This window comes from Collinsella tanakaei, assembly GCF_030373545.1.
GTDB classification, from domain to species: Bacteria; Actinomycetota; Coriobacteriia; order Coriobacteriales; family Coriobacteriaceae; genus Collinsella; species Collinsella tanakaei_C.
Genome location: NZ_JAUDCO010000013.1, coordinates 1 through 21166 on the forward strand (window position 1 = coordinate 1; position 21166 = coordinate 21166).

General features: G+C 65.5%; 14 protein-coding genes. 11 read left to right on the forward strand and 3 right to left on the reverse strand.

Annotated elements, in window-relative coordinates:
* Positions 1-404 precede the first annotated feature (404 nt).
* Positions 405-1115 (forward strand): MIP/aquaporin family protein, encoded by a 711-nt coding sequence (locus QUW00_RS08760; RefSeq protein WP_354003418.1) that lies wholly within the window; start codon positions 405-407, stop codon positions 1113-1115.
* Between the two features lie 80 nt (positions 1116-1195).
* Here QUW00_RS08760 and QUW00_RS08765 read toward each other — a convergent pair whose 3' ends face one another.
* The gene (locus QUW00_RS08765) at positions 1196-2458 is read right to left on the reverse strand and encodes an ATP-binding protein (protein WP_289614002.1); all 1263 of its coding nucleotides are present in this window, start codon (positions 2456-2458) and stop codon (positions 1196-1198) included.
* A gap of 525 nt (positions 2459-2983) precedes the next feature.
* Here QUW00_RS08765 and rpoB point away from each other — a divergent pair.
* The 5 genes from rpoB to QUW00_RS08790 all read left to right on the forward strand — a co-directional run bounded on the left by rpoB (position 2984) and on the right by QUW00_RS08790 (position 13814).
* Positions 2984-6475, forward strand: a complete 3492-nt coding sequence (gene rpoB, locus QUW00_RS08770; protein ID WP_289614003.1) for a DNA-directed RNA polymerase subunit beta — start codon at positions 2984-2986, stop codon at positions 6473-6475.
* A 6-nt stretch (positions 6476-6481) separates the two neighbouring features.
* Entirely contained in the window at positions 6482-10954 is a 4473-nt protein-coding gene (locus QUW00_RS08775; protein WP_289614004.1) for a DNA-directed RNA polymerase subunit beta', read from the forward strand.
* A 286-nt stretch (positions 10955-11240) separates the two neighbouring features.
* Complete coding sequence (locus tag QUW00_RS08780; RefSeq protein WP_289614005.1) at positions 11241-12113, forward strand: hypothetical protein; 873 nt, start codon at positions 11241-11243, stop codon at positions 12111-12113.
* Entirely contained in the window at positions 12110-13078 is a 969-nt protein-coding gene (locus QUW00_RS08785) for a sensor histidine kinase (RefSeq protein WP_289614006.1), read from the forward strand. Before QUW00_RS08780 ends, QUW00_RS08785 begins: the two co-directional genes overlap by 4 nt.
* A complete protein-coding gene (locus QUW00_RS08790; RefSeq protein ID WP_289614007.1) occupies positions 13065-13814 on the forward strand; it encodes a LytR/AlgR family response regulator transcription factor in 750 nt (249 codons plus the stop codon). Before QUW00_RS08785 ends, QUW00_RS08790 begins: the two co-directional genes overlap by 14 nt.
* A 521-nt stretch (positions 13815-14335) precedes the next feature.
* Here the strand turns inward: QUW00_RS08790 and QUW00_RS08795 are convergent.
* Together QUW00_RS08795 and QUW00_RS09395 are read right to left on the reverse strand one after the other, a co-directional pair.
* Positions 14336-15097: a hypothetical protein gene (locus QUW00_RS08795; protein WP_289614008.1), complete on the reverse strand. Its 762-nt coding sequence runs from the start codon at positions 15095-15097 to the stop codon at positions 14336-14338.
* Between the two features lie 732 nt (positions 15098-15829).
* On the reverse strand, positions 15830-16420 hold the full coding sequence (locus QUW00_RS09395) for a NifB/NifX family molybdenum-iron cluster-binding protein (protein WP_354003419.1): 591 nt from the start codon (positions 16418-16420) through the stop codon (positions 15830-15832).
* A gap of 178 nt (positions 16421-16598) precedes the next feature.
* On the opposite strand from QUW00_RS09395, the gene rpsL reads away from it, so the two are divergent.
* The 5 genes from rpsL to QUW00_RS08825 all read left to right on the forward strand — a co-directional run bounded on the left by rpsL (position 16599) and on the right by QUW00_RS08825 (position 20953).
* Positions 16599-16973 carry a 30S ribosomal protein S12 gene (gene rpsL, locus QUW00_RS08805; RefSeq protein WP_289614010.1) on the forward strand — a complete coding sequence of 125 codons (375 nt, stop codon included), beginning with the start codon at positions 16599-16601 and terminating at the stop codon, positions 16971-16973.
* Positions 16974-17063: 90 nt separating this feature from the next.
* Positions 17064-17537, forward strand: coding sequence for a 30S ribosomal protein S7 (gene rpsG, locus QUW00_RS08810; RefSeq protein WP_289614011.1), 474 nt, complete (start codon positions 17064-17066; stop codon positions 17535-17537).
* 22 nt (positions 17538-17559) lie between these two features.
* Complete coding sequence (gene fusA, locus QUW00_RS08815; protein ID WP_289614012.1) at positions 17560-19668, forward strand: elongation factor G; 2109 nt, start codon at positions 17560-17562, stop codon at positions 19666-19668.
* Between the two features lie 62 nt (positions 19669-19730).
* On the forward strand, positions 19731-20039 hold the full coding sequence (rpsJ, locus tag QUW00_RS08820) for a 30S ribosomal protein S10 (RefSeq protein WP_022386569.1): 309 nt from the start codon (positions 19731-19733) through the stop codon (positions 20037-20039).
* 308 nt (positions 20040-20347) lie between these two features.
* The gene (locus tag QUW00_RS08825; protein WP_289614013.1) at positions 20348-20953 is read left to right on the forward strand and encodes a histidine phosphatase family protein; all 606 of its coding nucleotides are present in this window, start codon (positions 20348-20350) and stop codon (positions 20951-20953) included.
* Positions 20954-21166: the final 213 nt, after the last annotated feature.

Sequence of the window (21166 nt, forward strand, 5' to 3'; positions counted from 1 at the left end):
GGACCCGCGCTTCGCCGACGCGTTCTGGGAGGCCGTCGAGGAGCGCGGCGGGCTCAAGCGCTAGGCGGGAGCCTCCGTTCAGAAATCCAGAATTTATCGATGCCAAGAGGGGCTGCACGGCGCGGCCCCTCTTTTCGTAGCAGAGGCGCAATCTCACCCCTGGGATTTTGTTGCATCGGGCAGGGCCTGCCCTGCCCGATGCAACAAAATCCCAGGGGTGAGATTGCGCCTGGCAGCTCCTCCAGAATTCACAGTGCCATCGCACTCCAGATGGGTGGAGCGACCCTCACATGACGGTTGAACGCCGGTATTTCCGATTGTCCTGAAGCGTCCGCTTTGGTTAAATGGCCAACCGTTTGTGCCGCCGGACCGAGGCGGTGCTACGAGAAGGAGGGAACCTATCCATGTCTATGAAGAAGTACGGCGCTGAGGCGCTCGGTACGTTCGTGCTCACGTTCTTCGGCTGCGGCAGCGCCGCCGTCGCCGGCGCCACCCTTGGCAACCTGGGCATCGCGTTTGCCTTCGGCCTGTCCATCGTCGCGATGGCCTTCGCCATCGGCAACGTTTCGGGCTGCCACATCAACCCCGCGGTGACCTTTGGTCAGTTCGTTGACAAGCGCATCTCGATGACCGATCTGTTCGGCTACTGGATCGCCCAGTTCGTCGGCGCGATCGTTGCCGCCGCTGCGCTCATGTTCGTCATCAACAGCTGCGCCGAGCTCGGCGGCGTGGCCGCGACCGGCCTGGGCTGCAACGGCTACGGCGCTGCATCCACCTCGGGCATCTCCGAGATCGGCGCGTTCGTCGTCGAGGTCATCCTCACGTTCGTGTTCGTGCTCACCATCCTCGGCGTGACCGCTGACGGCAAGACCGGTCACTTCGCCGGTATCGTCATCGGCCTCACCCTCGCCTTCGTGCACATCACGGGCATTCCTCTGACCGGCACGTCCGTGAACCCGGCGCGCAGCTTCGGCCCGGCGCTCATGATGGCGTTCAACGGCGATACGGTCGCGCTCGAGCAGGTGTGGGTCTTCATCTTCGCCCCGCTTGTCGGCGCCGCGCTGGCTGCCGTCGTGTTCGGTGCGTTCAAGAGCTTCTACGCTCAGGAGGACTAAGGCCGCCTGCGCCTGCATCACATCTGACAGCGAAGAGGGGTCGCGTCGTGCGGCCCCTCTTTTTGTTGCGGGGCGCGCAACTACGACCGGGCGGCTCCGTGCGCGCCGCGCAGCAGGGCGTCCACAAGGGCGTTGTCCCGCTTGTCGGGCGAGCCCAGCGGCAGACCGCATGCCTCGAAGAAGTGGCTGCCGGCAAACTGCCGGGCGCGGAAGGCGTCATGCGCCCCGTCGTCCAGGTAGCGCACGCGCGACAGGCAGTCGGTGGTGGCGCAAAACAGCGGACCCCGCTCGCGGACATAGTCACGGTAGAGCGGCTCGCTGCTCCACAGGACGACGCCGGCGAGGTTCTCGAGCTCGTAGGCCACGGCGTATTGCGCCCACGGCACGCCGCGCGCCCGGACGTAGCGGTCGAGTACAGAGGCCATGCGCGTGACGCGCGCGAGCGTGTCGGCGGCGCTCATGATGCGCAGCCCCTCATCGGCGTCGTTATTGAGCTTGGCGGCCTCGAACAGCTCCGTCTGGGCGGCGGCGCGGGCCTCTCCTTCGAGCAACACGGCCGGCACCGACAGCTTCATCGACTCGTCGGCGAACAGCTCGATGGCCGAATGAGGAACACGCGGGTCGTCGCGGGTGGGGATGCTGAAGATGAGCGAGTCGTGCGCATGGTGCACGCGGCATGCGAGGCCGAGCCTGCCGAACCCTGTCCGCATGGCGTCCGCATGGGCGTTGATCTCTGCGCGAGACGGGGTGTCGGCGCTTCGCCTGCCCATGCGAAACATGTAGAGGTTGAACAGCGGCGTGCTCGGATCGGCGTAGAAGACGGTGCGCCGGCAGAACGCGGAGACCTCCAGCCGGCGCCGCGTGGCCTTTCCGTAGAGCTCGACGAGGGCGGAGCTCGCCGCCGGCCCGGAAGTCGAGCCCTCGCGGACGTCGACGACGCCGTCGGCCACATAGGGCGGGAAGTCGCCCTCCATGACCTGGACGACGATGACGCCCTGATCGGGGGCGGCGGGGTCGGCGATGAATCTCACGTCGATGCGCGGGGTGGGCGAGATATGGCGCCGACACAGCTCGCCGATGATCTGGCTGTAATCGGCCGCAAGGCGCGGCACGGGGCAGACCGACTTGTCGTCGTCGGCGATGCCGATGACGAGCCAGCCGCCCGCGGAGTTGGCAAACGAGGCGACGATCTTGGGGATCTTCTTGGCGACGGTGGGGGAGTAGCTGCGCTTGAACTCGAGGACGTAGCCCTCCTCGAGGTCGTGCAGCTGATCGAGGTCGGCATAGGTGACATTTGCCAGCGCCTTGGGTGCTCCGTGCGCGTCTTTGAAGGGACTGAACATCGCTACCTCCCGTCCGTTGTCCGCAGTATACCCACCGCACGCGTGAACGTAGGACAGGGTTTCGTGTGGGAGAGGGGCGCGGGGATGTGATTTGGGCAGGGGTTTGCGTGGGCGCGGGGATGTGATTTCACCCTAGGGATTTTGTTACATCGGGCAGGGCTTACCCTGCCCGATGTAACAAAATCCCTAGGGTGAAATCACATCCCCGCGCCCGGCGCCCCCGCGCCCGGCGACAGGCGATGCCAGCCAGCTTTCACGCGAACGGCGGGCGATTGCCAGTAAGCGGGGAGCGTCCCTTGTGGCCGCTACACGGAAAACCCATGAACATATGTTCGTATTAGCGGTATCTACCTGCGTGTTTTTAGGGGAACTTTTTGGCTACTCCAAATGTCTCGAGTAGTCAAGACTTTTCTTGCCGAGAAAAAAGCACCTGCTAAACTAATAGGTTGCGATAACTGGCACGCTCGGGCGTCCCGCGTACGAGCGGCCGACCAACCGTTTTTCCCGCGAAGGAGGAAACACCTGGTGCAGAAGTCTACACAGGCCGTAACGGCAACAGAGCGCACCCGCGTCAACTTCGGGAAGATTCCCGAGGCGATGGAGCTGCCCAACCTCATCTCGGTCCAGAAGCAGTCCTTCACCCGCTTTATGGATGAGGGCCTGCGCGAGGCCTTCCGTGAGTCGAGCCCCATCCAGAGCCAGAACCACGTTCTGGAGGTGACGTTCGGCGAGCATCAGTTCGGCGACCCCGCGCACAGCGTGGAGGAGTGCCGCGAGAAGGACATGACCTATCAGGCTCCGCTGCTGACCGACGTCCGCCTCACCAACAAGGAGACCGGTGAGATCAAGGAGCAGCTCGTCTTCATGGGCGACTTCCCCATGATGACCGACCAGGGCACCTTCATCATCAACGGCACCGAGCGCATCGTCGTCTCCCAGCTCGTCCGCTCGCCCGGCGTGTACTACTCCTCCGAGATGGACGGCGGCAAGCAGGTCTACAAGGCGCAGGTCATCCCTGCGCGCGGCGCGTGGCTCGAGTTCGAGGTCGACAAGCGCGACCAGCTCGTGGTGTCCATCGACCGCAAGCGCAAGCAGTCCGCTACCATGTTCCTGCGCGCCCTGGGCATCGCCCCCACCAACGACGAGATCATCGAGCTGCTCGGCGACTCCGACGTGGTGAAGCGCACCATCGAGCGCGACACCGCCCTCACCCGCGAGGACGCCCTCATCGAGATCTACCGCCGCCTGCGTCCGGGCGAGCCGCCCACCGTCGACGCCTCCCGCAGCCTGCTCGAGGGCCTGCTGTTCAACCCCCAGCGCTACGACCTGGCGCGCGTGGGCCGCTACAAGGTCAACAAGAAGCTCGGCCTGACCACCGAGGAGGCCGTGACCATCCTCACCGACGAGGACATCGTCGCCACCCTGCGCTACCTGCTGGCCCTGGCCGCCGGCGAGCCCGGCTTCAAGACCGACGACATCGACCACTTCGGCAACCGCCGCATCCGCACCGTGGGCGAGCTCGTCGCCAACCAGTTCCGCATCGGCATGAGCCGCATGGAGCGCGTCGTGCGCGAGCGCATGAGCTCCCAGGACATCGACGAGATCACCCCGCAGAGCCTCATCAACATCCGCCCGATCGTGGCGGCCATCAAGGAGTTCTTCGGCTCCTCGCAGCTGTCCCAGTTCATGGACCAGGCCAACCCCCTGACCGGCCTCACCCACAAGCGCCGCCTGTCCGCGCTCGGCCCCGGCGGCCTGGCGGGCCACAAGTCCGGCTCCAGCCGCCGCACCAACGTGCCCACCGCCGTCCGCGACGTCCACAACTCGCACTACAGCCGCATGTGCCCCATCGAGACCCCCGAAGGCCCCAACATCGGCCTGATCGGCTCGCTGGCGCTCTATGCCCGCGTGAACGAGTACGGCTTCATCGAGGCCCCCTATCGTCGCGTCGAGAACGGCCGCGTGACCGACCAGATCGACTGGATGACCGCTGATGAGGAGGAGAACCACATCATCGCCCCGGCCAACACCCCGGTCGACCCGGCGACCAACGAGTTCGTCTCCATCGACGCCGAGGGCGCCGTCGAGCGCGCCCACACCATCGTCGCCCGTACCCGCGACTTCGACGGCTCGTTCGGCGTGCCCGCCGACGTCCCGGTCGACGAGGTCGACTACATGGACGTGAGCCCGCGCCAGATGCTCTCCGTCGCGGCGACCCTCATTCCGTTCCTCGAGCACGACGACGCCAAGCGTACCCTCATGGGCGCCAACATGCAGCGTCAGGCCGTGCCGCTGCTGCACCCCGTGGCGCCGTACGTCGGCACGGGCATGGAGCGCCGCGCCGCCATCGACTCCGGCGAGGTCACCCTGGCCAAGCACGCCGGCGAGGTCGTGTTCGCCGACGCCGCGAAGATCACCGTCAAGAGCTCTGAGGGCCTGGAGGAGTACCGCCTGCCCAAGTATCAGCGCTCCAACCAGTCCACCTGCATCAACCACCGCCCGCTCGTCCGCGTGGGCGACGAGGTCGTGGAGGGCCAGCCCCTGGCCGACGGCCCCTCGACCGATCACGGCGAGCTCGCGCTCGGCCAGAACCTGGTCGTGGCCTACATGCCGTGGGAGGGCTTCAACTACGAGGACGGCATCGTCGTCTCCGAGCGCCTCGTGGCCGAGGACCTGCTGACCTCCATCAACATCTCCCGCCACGAGATCGACGCGCGCGACACCAAGCTCGGTCCCGAGGAGATCACCCGCGAGATCCCGAACCTGTCCGAGGACATGCTCGCGAACCTCGACGAGGACGGCATCATCCGCATCGGCGCCGAGGTCGGCCCCGGTGACATCCTGGTCGGCAAGGTCACGCCCAAGGGCGAGAGCGCGCTGACCGCCGAGGAGCGCCTGCTGCGCGCCATCTTCGGTGCCAAGGCCCACGACGTCCGCGACACCTCCCTCAAGATGCCGCACGGCGCCTACGGCCGCGTCATCGACGTGGTCCGCTTCAGCCGCGAGGCCGGCGACGATCTGGCCCCCGGCGTCAACGAGCAGGTGCGCGTCTACGTCGCGCAGCGCCGCAAGATCCAGCAGGGCGACAAGATCGCCGGCCGCCACGGCAACAAGGGCGTCATCTGCGAGGTCCTGCCCGTCGAGGACATGCCCTACATGGCCGACGGCACCCCGGTCGACGTCATCCTGAACCCGCTGGGCGTCCCCTCCCGTATGAACGTCGGCCAGCTGCTCGAGTGCCACCTCGGCTGGGCCGCCGCCTGCGGCTGGGATCCCGACTCGGCTGAGTCCGACACCTACGTGCCGGGTCCGTTCTTCACCGCGACGCCGGTCTTCGACGGCGCGACCGAGGACGAGATCGCCGAGGTCATCCGCCGTGCGAACCGCAACATGCTCAACCTTGCCCGCGAGCGCTACGGCGAGCACATGCGCCCCGAGTTCGTGACGCAGCTCGACGAGCGCGGCAAGACCAAGCTCTACGACGGCCGCTCCGGCGAGGAGTTCCGCGAGCCCATCACCGTCGGCACGTCCTACATCCTGAAGCTCGGCCACATGGTCGACGACAAGATCCACGCTCGCTCGACGGGCCCCTACAGCCTCGTGACCCAGCAGCCGCTGGGCGGCAAGGCGCAGTTCGGCGGCCAGCGCTTCGGCGAGATGGAGGTCTGGGCCCTGTACGCCTACGGCGCCGCCAACGTGCTGCAGGAGATCCTGACCGTCAAGTCCGACGACACCGTGGGCCGCGTCAAGACCTACGAGGCGATCGTCAAGGGCGAGAACGTCCCCATGGCCGGCATCCCCGAGTCCTTCAAGGTGCTCGTCAAGGAGATCCGTTCGCTCGCGCTCGACATCGAGCCGCTCGCCGACGCCGAGCCGGCCGCACCCGAGGCGCCCGCTGACGCCGACGTCTCCGACGTGCTCGCCGACCTCCCCTCCATCGATGAGGCCGACACCTCCGCCGACGCGGTCGACGCCCTGCTTGACGCGTTCGCCGCTACCACGACCGATAAGGAGTAGTTGACTGTGGCAGATTTCGAAGCTACTGATTTTGATGCGGTAAAGATCTCGCTCGCCTCCGCCGACCAGATCCGCTCGTGGTCCCACGGCGAGGTCAAGAAGCCCGAGACCATCAACTACCGTACCCTTAAGCCCGAGAAGGACGGCCTGTTCTGCGAGAAGATCTTCGGTCCCGCCAAGGACTGGGAGTGCTCCTGCGGCAAGTACAAGGGCATCCGCTTCAAGGGCATCGTATGCGAGCGCTGCGGCGTCGAGGTGACCACCTCCAAGGTCCGCCGCGACCGCATGGGCCACATCGAGCTGGCGGCCCCCGTCAGCCACATCTGGTACTTCAAGAGTCCGACGAGCTTCCCCATGAGCCGTCTTCTGGACATCAAGTCCAAGGACCTGGAGAAGGTGCTCTACTTCGCCAGCTACATCATCACGCACGTCGACTACGAGGCCCGCGAGGCCGACGCCGAGGACCTGCGCGAGGAGCTGGCCGCCGACCTCGAGGAGATCGACGCCGAGTGCGCCCGCCAGATCGAGAGCTTGAAGGAGCAGGGCAACCCCGAGAACTTCGACGAGTTCTCCGATGAGGAGCCCCTCACCCCCGAGGAGATCGCCGCGGGCATCGTGGACATCGAGGAGGAGACCAAGGACGAGAAGCAGCTGCGCTCCGACGCCTTCCAGGCGTTCATGCAGCTGACCGAGCGCGACCTCATCTCCGACGAGCCGCTGTTCCGCGAGATGAAGCGCTACTACTCCATGTACTTCGAGGGCGGCATGGGCGCCGAGGCCATCCGCGACCTGCTCGCGGCCATCGACCTGCCCAGCGAGGCGGAGAAGCTCAAGGCCATCATCGCCGACGAGGACGGCCAGAAGCAGAAGCGCGAGAAGGCCGTCAAGCGCCTCGAGGTCGTCGACGCCTTCCTCAAGGGCGGCAACGACCCCGCGAACATGATCCTCGACGTCATCCCGGTCATTCCGCCCGATCTGCGCCCGATGGTGCAGCTCGACGGCGGCCGTTTCGCCGCCTCGGACCTGAACGACCTGTACCGTCGCGTCATCAACCGCAACAACCGCCTGAAGCGCCTGCTCGACCTGGACGCCCCCGCGATCATCGTGAACAACGAGAAGCGGATGCTCCAGGAGGCCGTGGACGCCCTGTTCGACAACGGTCGCCGTGGGCGCCCGGTGTCCGGCCGTGGCGGCCGTCCGCTCAAGTCGCTCGCCGAGGCCCTCAAGGGCAAGCAGGGCCGCTTCCGCCAGAACCTGCTCGGTAAGCGCGTCGACTACTCCGGCCGTTCCGTCATCGTGACCGACCCCAAGCTCAAGCTGCACCAGTGCGGTCTGCCCAAGACCATGGCGCTCGAGCTGTTCAAGCCCTTCGTCATGAAGCGCCTGGTCGAGCTCGGAAAGGTCGAGAACATCAAGGGCGCCAAGCGCGCCATCGACCGCTCCGCCAGCTTCGTGTGGGACATCCTGGAAGAGGTCATCGACGGCCGTCTGGTGCTGCTCAACCGCGCCCCGACCCTGCACCGCCTGTCCATCCAGGCCTTCGAGCCCGTGCTCGTCGAGGGCAAGGCCATCCACCTGCATCCGCTCGTCTGCGCCCCGTTCAACGCGGACTTCGACGGCGACCAGATGTCGGTGCACGTGCCGCTGTCCCAGCAGGCCCAGGCCGAGGCCCGCGTGCTCATGCTGTCCGCCAACAACCTGCGCTCGCCGGCGTCGGGCAAGCCCGTCAACGTCCCGTCGCAGGACATGATCATCGGCGTGTACTACCTCACCCAGGTCCGCGACGGCCTGTCCGGCGAGGGTCACGTGTTCGCCAGCTTCGACGACGCGCTCAACGCCTATGACGCCCGTACCGAGGTCGACCTGCAGGCCAAGATCGTCGTGCGCGTGAGCGCCGATGAGGCCAACGTGTTCACCGAGGACGGCCGCAAGCTGTTCCGCGTCATGAACGGCCGCGACGACGTGGTGGAGTACGACGTGACCGGCGGCAAGACCGCGCGCTTCGAGACCTCCATCGGCCGCATCATCTTCAACCGCCAGTGCCTGCCCGCCGACTACGAGTTCATCAACTACAAGATGGTCAAGGGCGACGTCTCCAAGCTCGTTGCCGCCTGCTGCGACCGCTACCCGCAGGCCGAGGTCGGTCCGATCCTGGACGCCATCAAGTACGCGGGCTTCCACTTCGCGACTCGCGCCGGCCTGACCATCTCGCTGTGGGACGCCCTGATCCCCGACGACAAGCCGCAGATCCTCGACGCCGCCCAGAAGCGCGTCAACCAGATCAACGAGTACTACGAGGACGGCTTCATCAACGAGCAGGAGCGCCACATCGAGGTCGTCAACGAGTGGACGGCTGCGACCGACGAGGTCGCGTCCAAGATGCTCGACATGTTCGACGAGGAGAACCCCATCTACATGATGGCCGACTCCGGCGCCCGTGGCTCCAAGACCCAGCTGCGTCAGCTCGGCGGCATGCGCGGCCTCATGGCCGACATGTCCGGCGAGACCATCGACCTTCCCATTAAGGCCAACTTCCGCGAGGGCCTGCTGCCGCTCGAGTACTTCATCTCCACCTACGGCGCCCGTAAGGGCCTGGTCGACACCGCGTCCCACACGTCGGACTCCGGCTACCTGACCCGTCGTCTGGTCGACGTGGCCCAGGACGTCATCGTCCGCGAGGAGGACTGCGGCACGACCGAGGGCGTCACCTACAACCTGATCATCCCCGGCACCGAGGACATCAACGCCGATCTCGTCGGCCGCTGCTTCATCGAGGACGTCGTCGCCCCCGACGGCACCGTGCTGTTCCACGCCGACGAGTACATCGAGAGCGTCGACGACCTCAAGAAGATGGTCGACGCCGGCCTTTCCAAGGTGAAGCTGCGCGCGCTGCTCACCTGCCGCTCCAAGTACGGCGTGTGCCAGAAGTGCTACGGCTGGGATCTGTCCACCCGTCGTCCGGTCGCCATCGGCACCGCGGTCGGCATCATCGCCGCCCAGTCCATCGGCGAGCCCGGTACGCAGCTGACGATGCGTACCATTCACTCCGGCGGCGTCGCGGGCGTCGACGACATCACCCAGGGCCTGCCGACGGTCGGCCGTATGTTCGACGTCGTCGGCAACGTCAACGAGAAGATCCTGGGCCGCGAGGCCGACCTGGCGCCGTACTCCGGCAACCTCTCGATCAAGCCCGAGAAGTCCGAGTACGTCCTCACCATCACCGACGTCGACGATGCCAGCCGCATCCTCGACGAGAAGCGCGTGCCCGCGTCGGTCCGCTTCATGCCCGGCATCGAGGACGGCTGCACGGTTCGCGCCGGCGACCAGATCACTAAGGGCTTCGTGAACTTCCGCAACCTGCGCAAGCTCACCGACATCGAGTCCACGATGCACACCTTCGTGGAGAGCGTGAAGGACGTCTACACCAGCCAGGGCGTCGACCTCAACGACAAGCACATTGAGGTCATCGCCCGCCAGATGCTGCGCCGCGTCCAGATCACCAACCCCGGTGATTCCAAGTACCTGCTCGGCCAGTACGTGGACCGCTACGAGTTCGCCGACGAGGTCGAGCGCGTCGCCCGTCGGGGCGGCACCGCGCCGGCTGCCGAGCCCGCCATCCTGGGTACGCTCAAGGTCGCGTCCTCCATTGACTCCTGGCTGTCCTCCGCGTCGTTCATCCGCACCGCGGGCGTTCTGACCGAGGCCGCCATCGAGGGCAAGGTCGACCACCTGCTCGACCTCAAGTCCAACGTCATCGTGGGCAAGAAGATCCCCGCCGGCACCGGCCTCAAGCCGTACGCCAACGCGGGCCTCACCTACCGCACGGCCGACGGCTACGTCGACATCGACGGCCCCACCTCGCCCAACGCCAAGACGCTGCCCGACTGGGCGCCCGATCAGCTCAAGGAGCTCGACGAGCAGCTGCCCCAGCAGCTCGACTGGACGGGCTACGACGAGTTCGGCGGCGGCGACGGCTCCTTCACCCGCAACGGCCGCACCATCTCCGCCGAGGATGCGCGCCTGTACCTGTTTGACGACCTGGGCGTGTCCCAGCGCTGGACCAACAAGTTCAGCGAGGTCGGCATCGAGACCGTCGGCGATCTGGTGGGCAAGTCCGAGGAGGACCTGCTGCGCATCGACGGCATCGGCGCCAAGGCGATCGAGGAGCTGCGCGACGGTCTGGAGGCCCACAACCTCCTGTACATCCTTGACAACAACGACGACGTCGCGGACGAGGAGGACCTCTCCCAGCTGCTGCAGATGGTGTTCAGCCCGGACGGCCCGGACGACATCCTGCTCGGCACGAGCGCTCCGCGCCATCACCTCGACTCCGACGAGGAGATGCTCGGCGCTCCGGTCGACTCCTCCAAGAAGGAGACGGCTCCCGGCGTCATCAACGAGGACATGGCGTCCCTCGACGAGCTGCTGAACCAGCTGGTCGACAACGACGACGCGTCCGAAGAGGACAACGAGGAGTAACGCGGACGCGCACCACGCGTGACCGCAGACGCGAGCCCGTCTTCCCGGCAGGGGAGGCGGGCTCGCCGCATATGAGGGGGAGTCGTCCGGTTGCTCCCGTCGCGCCCGTTCGGATGATTGCCACGCCTCACCTGCGGGGAGGTAGTGTGGGCGTGCGGTACCGTGCGACCAACTATGACCGAAACGCGACCGATGATGACACGCCGGCCGGTAGGGGAGACGTGCGCGGTACGGTTTTGGTAGCGTTGTCCAACGCATGCGGACGGTACCGAAGAAGGGGGTTTGGATGCTTGTCGCACTGAACGCGATGCTCGCGCTGGCGATCTCGTTTGCGGTCGCGTGGCTCGCCTCCATGCTCCTGCCGCTGCGTTACCCGGTGGCGTTTTGGATGGTGACGGTCAGCCAGTTTCCCGTCTTGCTCCTCAAGAACTCGGTATCGCTCGACATCGTGCCGGTGAATATCTTCTTCTTCGTGCTCTATTTCGCGATCGTGCCCTTTCTCTTTTGGAGAGCCAGCCGCGCGATTCGGGCTTTGTGCGCTGTGCTGATCTTGGCGCTGGTAATTGCGATCGAGGTGCTGCTTACCGTCGTGTACACCAAGCTGGGGTACGCGGTGGGTGCCCTTGCGCTGGGCGACTCGGCGTTTCTTGTATTCATGCGGATCGTCTACATCGGCACGCTCATCGCGGCGGGCGCGGTGCTGTCGCCCTATACGCGCCGCTTGGCGCATGCGACGCCGGCGACGGGACGGCTGGGTACGGTATATGTCGCGACCCTGCTGCTGCTTGCCGCACAGCTGCTGGCGCTCATGTATGCGCCGGCGTTTGGGCATGTGCAGGACTATCGCGCCCATCTGAAGCTGATTCCGGCGGCGGTGGTGAGCTTTGCCGCCACGCTATTCGGCCTGCGCTCCTTCGTGCGGGCGGTGAAAAGTCGCGCTCAGCAGCTTCGGGCACGGGAGCTCGAAGAGCGTCTCGAGGCGCATCTTGCCCTCATGCGCGACGAGATCGGCACCGCCGAGGCCGTCGCACGGTTTCGCCACGACCAGCGCAACCATCTGACAGCGGTAGCGCGGCTTGTGGACGCGGGCGAGGTGGACGAGGCACGCCGTTATGTCGGCGAGCTGAAGCGGGCGATCGAGGACGGTGGGGTGTCGTGAGCACGGCGGGCGCGCTGGTCGCACTCTCTACCACAGCCCTGATGCTGTCGGCCGCCTATCTGTGGCACGCCCTGCGCGATGTGCCCGTCACGCGACGCCTGGGGAATCTGCTGCTGCCGGGAAGCCAGCTTCTGTGCGTCCTTGCGCTCTTTACGATCGCGCAGCCGGGCGGCTTTTGGGAAGTCCCGGTCTGCATGGCCTCGGCAATCGGCGTCGTGAGCGCGCTGGGCAATCTGTCGCTGTACCGAAGCGCGTGGGATGCCGAGAACCTCGAGTACGAGCAGGAGCGCACGCGGCTTCTTGAGGAGCAGGTGGTCGCTCAGAAGCGTGCCGACGAACGGATGGCCGTCGCGACAGCTGAGGCGCGTGAGATCCGTACCCAGCTGCTGCGCGAGCTGTCCTGGGTGGAGGAGGCGCTTGAACATGCCGATGGGGCTGCGGCGCGCGACCACCTTGCCGGTGCGAGCGAGCTGCTCGCCGCGCCGCGCGTCCACGTGTGCCAGCATCCGGCGGCGGATGCCATCATCATGTCCAAGCTCGACGAGGCGGAGGCGGCGGGCGTGCGCATAAGCGTCTCGGCGCAGCTGCCCTTCGATATCGCGACCCCCGCGGTCGAGCTCTGCGCCGTCATCGCCAACGCGCTCGACAACGCCATCGAGGCCTGTCGCGCGCTGCCGTCCGGCACTCGTTGGATCGAGCTGTCCGCCCGCACGGCGCACGGGTTCGTTTCCGTCGCGTGCCGCAACTCCTGCCTACCGAAGGCGGTGCCTTTGGCGGCTTCGCATGAACGCGCTGCTCGTGAGGGGTCGGAGGAGCTGCCGCGCCACGGCTGGGGCCTTTCGATCGTGGAGGGCGTGGTGCGGCGTCATTCGGGCGCGGTCGAATACGGGCGCTCGGGCGACACGTTCTGCCTGAGTGCGGTTTGGGAGCTTGATCGAGAGGGAAGAGATTATGTCCAGCAGTGAAGCGACGCGTATCGCCGTGCTTGTCATGGATGACAGCGCGCAGGATGCAACCGATCTCGCTCGGCTCATCGAGGCTTCGCCTTGCGCGCGCGAGGCGTGGCTCGAGCTGGCGATCGAGGTGCGCGCAGGCGGGGTGGATGAGCTTGAGCGCGCTGTGGCGACAGCCCTTCCCGACATCGCGTTCGTCGATATTCGCCTGAGTGACGAGGCAAAGGGGCCCACCGGCATCGATGCGGTCGAGGCGGTCTTTGCGGGAACGGCAGTGCAGGTGGTCTACGTGAGCGCCTACGACAGCTACCATACGCAGGTCTATCGCACCGACCACGCGAGCTTCGTCAAGAAGCCGGCCCAGGCGGCGGATGTCGACGCCGCACTCGGCCACGCGCTCAAGCGCCTGCGCGAGCGCCGGGCCGCCCCCTTGGTGCTGCATGTCCGTGGTGCGGAGCGGGTGGTCGACCCGGCCTCCATCGTCTACCTCGAGAGCGATCGGCGTCGGGTACGTGTGCATCTGGCGGGTGAGGTCGTGGAGGTCTACGGCAAGCTCGGCGACTTTCAGCGGAGTCTGCCGGCGTCGTTCGCCCGCTGCCATCAGAGCGTCCTGGTGAACCTCGACCATGTGAGCGCGCTCGGGAAGACGGACGTGCGCATGGTGACCGGCGACGAGCTACCCGTGAGCCGCCGCCATCGCGCCGCCATGCGCGAGGCGCTCGTGGCGCACGTGCGCGCCGGCCGCTGAGGCGCACGTGCGCGCGTGCCGACGTTCATGCGGGCAGGATGTGCTGCTCGGTCCACCGCGTGCCGATTGTGACGGCGCATCGACCGATGCTGCACGCCTTCTTGAACGGGCATTCCCGGACGCAGCGAATCGATATATCTGATTGTTCGGCCGACGCGCATGCGCGTCGGAGGTCGGCGCGTGCCGTTCGGAGCCGCCGAAAGAGAAGGGGAACCACCATGGATTTGAAGCAGCGCTTCGCCTCCGTGGCCATCGTCGGCGCCCTGGCGTTCGCGGGTGCGTTCGCGGCGATGCCGGTCTTTGCCTAGGACGGCGAGCCGGCAGCCGAGGCGAGCGAGGCCACGCCGCAGGTGACCGATCAGGTCGCGACGCAGGCCGATACGGCTATCGAGGTGCAGCTCTACGCGCTTTCGTCCTGCCCCATCTGCGGCAAGAGCCACTCGGTCATTCCGGTCGAGGGCGGCGATTCGTCCATTACCGACCATCACATCTTCACCGCCGAGGAGCTTTTCGGTGAGGGCTCAGGCCTGCAGGTCGACGTGTCGAATGTGGAGCAGACGGGGGATTGCGTCGAGCCCTATCTGACCGACGGCTCGTTTGCCACGTTGTACGGCGTGAAGGGCGGCGAGACCACCGTCACCCTCCATGCGCAGGGCAGCGATGAGGCCGTCCAGGTTCATGTTACCGTGAAGGACATCTCGAGCGATGATGCCATGCTCGACCAGGTCAATCACTACCAACCCGTTGCGGACATCGAGTTCCTGTCGCCTACCGACGGGCAGATCGTCGACATGAAGTACCTTGCGCCCGACTTCCAAGTTATCCAGTCGAGCTACCTGATGACGGGTGAGGACGGCACGGACGACCTCCTCAACATCGGTGATGTCAAGTACTTCTCCTCTGATTCCTCCATCGCCGAGCCGTATCCGGAGGGGTATGGCTTCAAGGTCAACGGCACGGGTACCGTCACCCTGACGATCAACATTCAGGATCTGGCGGGCAATAAGACCCTTACCGGCACCTTTACCGTGAGCATCATCGATTCCAGGGCCGAAAGCACGAGGCTGACCTTCGTGGACGAAGACGGCAGCGTCAACGGTTCCGTCGATATCACGGGCAGCGGCGAGGCCATCGGAAACCTGGTGAGTGTGGGCGCCAGCCTCAAGGTGGACGAGGTCACGGAGACGTCCGGCTCGCTTACCGACAGCGTTGCCGCCATCGAGCAGCAGGGCAACAAGATCATGGGTGTCTTCGATATCTCGTTTGTCGACAGTGACGGTCAAAAGATTTCGATTGCGTCCGAGGACGGCTTTACGATGACCGTGCGCCTCCCGTTCTACGATCAGGCGAACGCCGGTGCCCTCAACGACGCTCAGGTCTACTACATCACTGACGACGGCACGTATACGCCCATGGAGACCTGGATCGAGAATGCTGCGTCTGCTTTACGACCACGCACCTGTCGACCTACGTCGTCGCCCAGAGCGATGAGCAGACCGAGGAGCCCGGCGACGACCAGAAGCCTGAGGACGACAAGAAACCCGGTGACGACGAGAAGCCTGGTGACGAGCAGAAGCCTGGCGACGAGCAAAAGCCCGCAGGCGAGCAGAAGCCCGCAGGCGAGCAGAAGCCCGCAGGCGACCAGAAGCCTGGCGACAAGAAGCCCGAGGCCGAGGCTGACGGCGCGAAGGACGAGGGCGAGACCCTTGCCCAGACCGGCGACGCTGCGCTCCTCATGGGCGGTCTGGCTGTCGCGAGCTCCGTTGTCGCCTTTGCCGGTGCGACCATCACCCGCCGTCGCTAATCGGCCGCCGACACACCGTTTGCGCGCTTACATGAGCCCGCCTCCCCGCGAGGCGGGCTTTTTGCGTTCGCGCGTCCTGCATACGCTTGCCCGCGGGGCCCACGAGGTCAAATCGGAGCGCGCACTGCCGCAGCGACCCTGCGAACCAAAAGCGGGGCGGCCGGGAAAGCTCCCGACCGCCCCGCATGGGTGCTGTGTGCAAACCGCAAGCCTAGTGACGGCAGGCGGCGTTGGGATCCATGAGCGCAACCTCGCCCGCGAGGAACTTGGCGAGCACGTCGCCGGCAAGCGGGGTCTCGCGCTCGGCATACACCGCGACGCCGGCGGCGGTGAAGCGGCTGTAGGGCGGCATGCCCATGCCGGTCGCGATGATGGCGTCGACGTTCTGCGAGAGCGCGAAGTCGATGACGCCGCCGCAGCCGAACTGATCGTGGTCGACGTTCTTGATGGTCTCGACGGACGTGACCTCGCCGTTCTCGATCGTGGCGATGGTGAAGTAGGCGGCATGGCCGAAGTGGCCGGAGCGCGGGGCGGCCAGGCCCTGCTCGGATTCAACGGGGATGATGACCCTCATGCGAAACCTCCTCGTGCGGCGACCGCGCGCATACGGAGCACGGTGCCGGGTGGATACGGATTGCACCATTATAGGCGCGTCGGCGTTGGGGCGTGCAGACAGGCAGGCCCGCTGGAGGCGCAAAAGAGCCGACCCCCGTCTGCGGCTACGTGCAGGCATCGCGAAGCGCGCACCGCACGCGCAGGTCGCTGCCGTATCGTGCGACTGAGCATCCCGCGCGATGGGCATGTGGAGATTTCGCGCAATCGGCCCAAAATCAGGATACGCCCGGACGCGTGGTCTGTTGACACCGCTGCCCCCCGCGCGTACCCTATCGAACTGCGTGTTTCGAAGGTGGATGCTGACGCCTCGATTCAAGCCGTTGCACTTTGTATAAAGCTGGAATCATTTCGAGAAGGAGTACGCTTTGCCTACTATTAACCAGCTGGTTCGTCAGGGCCGCAAGTCCAAGCCGGCCAAGTCCAAGAACGCCGCTCTGCAGCACAACTCGCAGAAGCGCGGCGTGTGCACCCGCGTGTTCACCACGTCCCCCAAGAAGCCGAACTCGGCTCTGCGCAAGGTCGCCCGTGTTCGCCTGGTCAACGGCATCGAGGTCACCGCTTACATCCCCGGTGAGGGCCACAACCTGCAGGAGCACTCCATCGTGCTCGTCCGCGGCGGCCGCGTCCGCGACCTCCCTGGTGTCCGCTACAAGATCATCCGCGGCGCTTACGACTGCGCTCCCGTGAACAACCGCATGAAGGCTCGTTCGCGCTACGGTGCCAAGCGCCCCAAGAAGTAGCATCAGGTCTGATCAAAACCGTTGAGCGCATCCGCCGGGCCGCATGAGCCCGCCGCGCGATGCGAACCGATACCAGAGGAGAAACACACTATGCCTCGTCGCAAGACTAAGAATCTTCATCGCGAGATCCAGCCGGATTCCGTGTACAACAACCGCCTGGTGACCCAGCTCATCAACAAGATCCTGCTCGACGGCAAGAAGGCCACCGCTGAGCGCATCGTCTACGGTGCGTTCGACATGGTCGCCGCCAAGACCGAGCAGGACGCCCTGGCCGTCTTCAAGAAGGCCATGGACAACGTCCGCCCGACCCTCGAGGTCAAGCCCAAGCGCGTCGGTGGCGCCACCTACCAGGTGCCCATGGAGGTCAACTCCCGTCGTGCCACCCAGCTCGCCATCCGCTGGATGGTCAACTTCGCGCGTGCCCGCAAGGAGAAGACCATGGCCGAGCGTCTCGCCAACGAGATCATCGACGCCTCCAACGGCGTGGGTGCTTCCGTCAAGCGTCGCGAGGACGTCTTCAAGATGGCCGAGGCGAACCGCGCGTTCTCGCACTACCGCTGGTAACATCCAGGAAGGATAGATTTTCATGGCTAAGCCTAAGTACAAGCTGTCCGAAACCCGTAACATCGGCATCATGGCCCACATCGATGCCGGCAAGACGACGACCACCGAGCGCATCCTGTACTACACCGGCAAGACCCACAAGATCGGCGAGGTGCACGAGGGCGCTGCCACCATGGACTGGATGGTTCAGGAGCAGGAGCGCGGCGTAACCATTACCTCCGCGGCAACCACCTGCTTCTGGAAGAAGGACGACAAGACCTACCGCATCCAGATCATCGACACCCCGGGTCACGTGGACTTCACCTCCGAGGTCGAGCGCTCCCTGCGCGTCCTCGACGGTGCTGTCGCGGTGTTCGACGCCGTCGCCGGCGTTCAGCCGCAGTCCGAGACCGTGTGGCGTCAGGCTCACAACTACAACGTCCCCCGCATCGCGTTCATCAACAAGTATGACCGCATCGGCGCCGACTTCTTCAACGCCATCGAGACCATGAAGGATCGCCTCGACGCCAACGCCGTGGCCATCCAGGTCCCCATGGGCGCTGAGGACAACTTCTGGGGCGTCATCGACCTCGTCACCATGACCGCATGGGACTTCAAGGCCGACGACAAGGGCATGACCTACCCCGAGCCGATGGACGAGATCCCCGCCGAGTTCGCCGAGATCGCCGAGGAGAAGCGCGCCGAGCTGCTCGATGCCGCCGCCAACTATGATGACGACCTCATGATGATGATCCTCGAGGACGAGGAGATCCCTGTCGACATGCTCAAGGCCGCCATCCGCAAGGGCGTCCTCTCCAACGAGCTCAACCCGGTTCTCGTGGGCTCCGCCTACAAGAACAAGGGTGTCCAGGAGCTGCTCGACGCCGTCGTCGACTACCTGCCGAGCCCGCTCGACATCCCCGCTATCGTCGGCACCAACCCCGACAACGGCGAGGAGGATTCCCGTCCGGTGGACTTCGACGCGCCGTTCTCCGCGCTCGCGTTCAAGATCATGACCGACCCCTACGTCGGTAAGCTCACCTATTTCCGCGTGTACTCCGGCCAGGCCGAGTCCGGCTCCTATGTCGTGAACGCCACCAACGGCCAGCGCGAGCGTCTGGGCCGCATCCTCGAGATGAACGCCAACGAGCGTATCGACCGCGACTCCTGCGCCGCCGGCGACATCGTCGCCGCCGTGGGCTTCAAGAACACCACCACCGGTGACACCCTGTGCGCCGAGGGCCACGAGATCGTGCTCGAGTCCATGGAGTTCGCCAAGCCCGTTATCGACATCGCCATCGAGCCCAAGACCAAGGCCGAGCAGGACAAGATGAGCCTCGCGCTCACCAAGCTCGCCGAGGAGGACCCGACCTTCCAGGTGTCCACCAACCACGAGACCGGCCAGACCATCATCGCCGGCATGGGCGAGCTGCACCTCGAGATCATCGTCGACCGCCTGCTCCGCGAGTTCAAGGTCGAGGCCAACGTCGGTAAGCCCCAGGTTGCCTACCGCGAGACCGCTGGTCACGACGTCGACCGCGCCGAGGGCAAGTTCGTCCGCCAGTCCGGCGGCCGCGGCCAGTACGGCCACGCCGTCATCAAGCTGGAGAAGATGGAAGAGGGCTTCGGCTATGAGTTCGTCAACGCCATCGTCGGCGGTGTCGTGCCCAAGGAGTACATCCCCTCGATCGACAAGGGCATCCAGGAGGCGCTGCAGACCGGTGTCATCGCCGGCTTCCCCGTGCTGGACGTCAAGGTGACCCTGTTCGACGGCTCCTACCACGAGGTCGACTCCTCCGAGGCCGCCTTCAAGATCGCCGGCTCCATGGCGATCAAGGACGCTCTCAAGAAGTCCGACCCGCAGCTGCTCGAGCCGATCATGTCTGTCGAGGTCGAGACCCCCGAGCAGTACATGGGCGACGTCATGGGCAACCTGTCCGGCCGTCGCGGCAAGATCGAGGGCATGGAGGACCGCAAGAACACCAAGCTCATCCGCGCCAAGGTGCCGCTGGGCGAGATGTTCGGCTACGCCACGGACCTGCGTTCGCAGACCCAGGGCCGCGCGTCCTACACCATGCAGTTCGACTCCTACGAGCCGGCGCCCAAGTCCATCGTGGACGAGGTCGTCTCCAAGGCCGGCGGCAACGCCTAAGGCCCCCTCGCACGTACTAGTTTCATCGCGAGGGCGTCCTCGCATTCCATTTGGAGGTAACGTTGTCTAGCCAGAAGATCAGGATTCGCCTCAAGGGCTATGATCACGAGGTCGTGGACCAGTCCGCTAAGCTCATCGTCGACACCGCTCAGAAGACCGGTGCCCGCGTGTCCGGCCCCATCCCCCTGCCCACCGAGCGCAACCTCTACACGGTTATCCGCTCCCCGCACGTGGACAAGGACTCCCGTGAGCAGTTCGAGATGCGCACCCACAAGCGCCTCATCGACATCCTCGACCCCACCAGCGGCACCGTCGACTCGCTCATGCGCCTCGACCTGCCCGCCGGCGTTGACATCGAGATCAAGCTGTAGGCGATAAGGTCCTAACGCACTGTCCGGAAGCCCCGGGGTGTTCCACGCGAACCGATCGCGCCTGAAGGCGCTCAAACGGTTCGCTTTGGAAGCACCCCGGGGCTTCCTGCGTATCGGCCCTTAGGGTCGCCGGGCGGATGGGGTGGGTTGTTGCCCTTCGGCCGCGTTTGCGGCAGGCGGTTGCCATTGCTGAGGGGCTTCGATTTTTGCCCACGGGTTTGTCTCAGATAGAGGGTTGTTTATGAGACAAACCCATGGGCATAAAATGGGACGGCAAGACTGTGGTTGATGATGAGATGGGGAGAGGCATGTCGAGGCTGTTTCTGTTGCGACATGGACAGACGGAGTTCAACCTGCAGCGGCGTGTGCAGGGTCGTTGCGATGCGCCGCTGACCGAGCTCGGTGTCGAACAGGCTCACGGTGCCGCGGCGTGGTTGATCGAGCAGGACGTGCGGCTCGATCGCATCTGCTCCTCGCCGCTGGGACGCGCCCGCACCACCGCCGAGCTCGTACGCAATGACCTGCAGACGGCTGGTGCGTCTGTGCCCGAGGTGGAGCTCGTCGAGGATCTTCAGGAGCGCTGCTACGGTCCGTTTGAGTCTGGCCCGGCAAGCGAGGTTCCCAGCGAGCTGTGGGATCCGGGCGAGGCGCTCGTGCCCTACGGCGGCGAGGGGAGTCGCGTCCTGCGGGAGCGCATCGTCGGCGCGCTGACGGATATCATGGCGCAGGTGGACGACGACGCGCGGGTGCTCGCGGTGAGCCACGGGTCGGCGACCCTGCAGTTCAAGCGCGCATGGGAGCACTTGGCCGTCTGCGATCAGGACGTACCGCTCGGGAACTGCTGCATCCTCGTGTTCGAGTTCGACGCGACCGTGCGCACGTTTACCAACACCGCCATCATCAACCAGGATTGAGGGGCTCAACCACTCCGTTGGACCGGGGCGCACGGGGTTAAAACACCCTAGGGATTATTTTACATGGCGTGTGTAGAAACACACGCCATGTAAAATAATCCCTAGGGTGTTTTAACCCCGTGCGCCCCGGCGGGCGCCGCACCCCGTGCGCCCCGGAGGCCACCGCACCCGTGCGTCCGGCCCGGTGGGGCGTTTTAGCCCCTGCCCGACCGG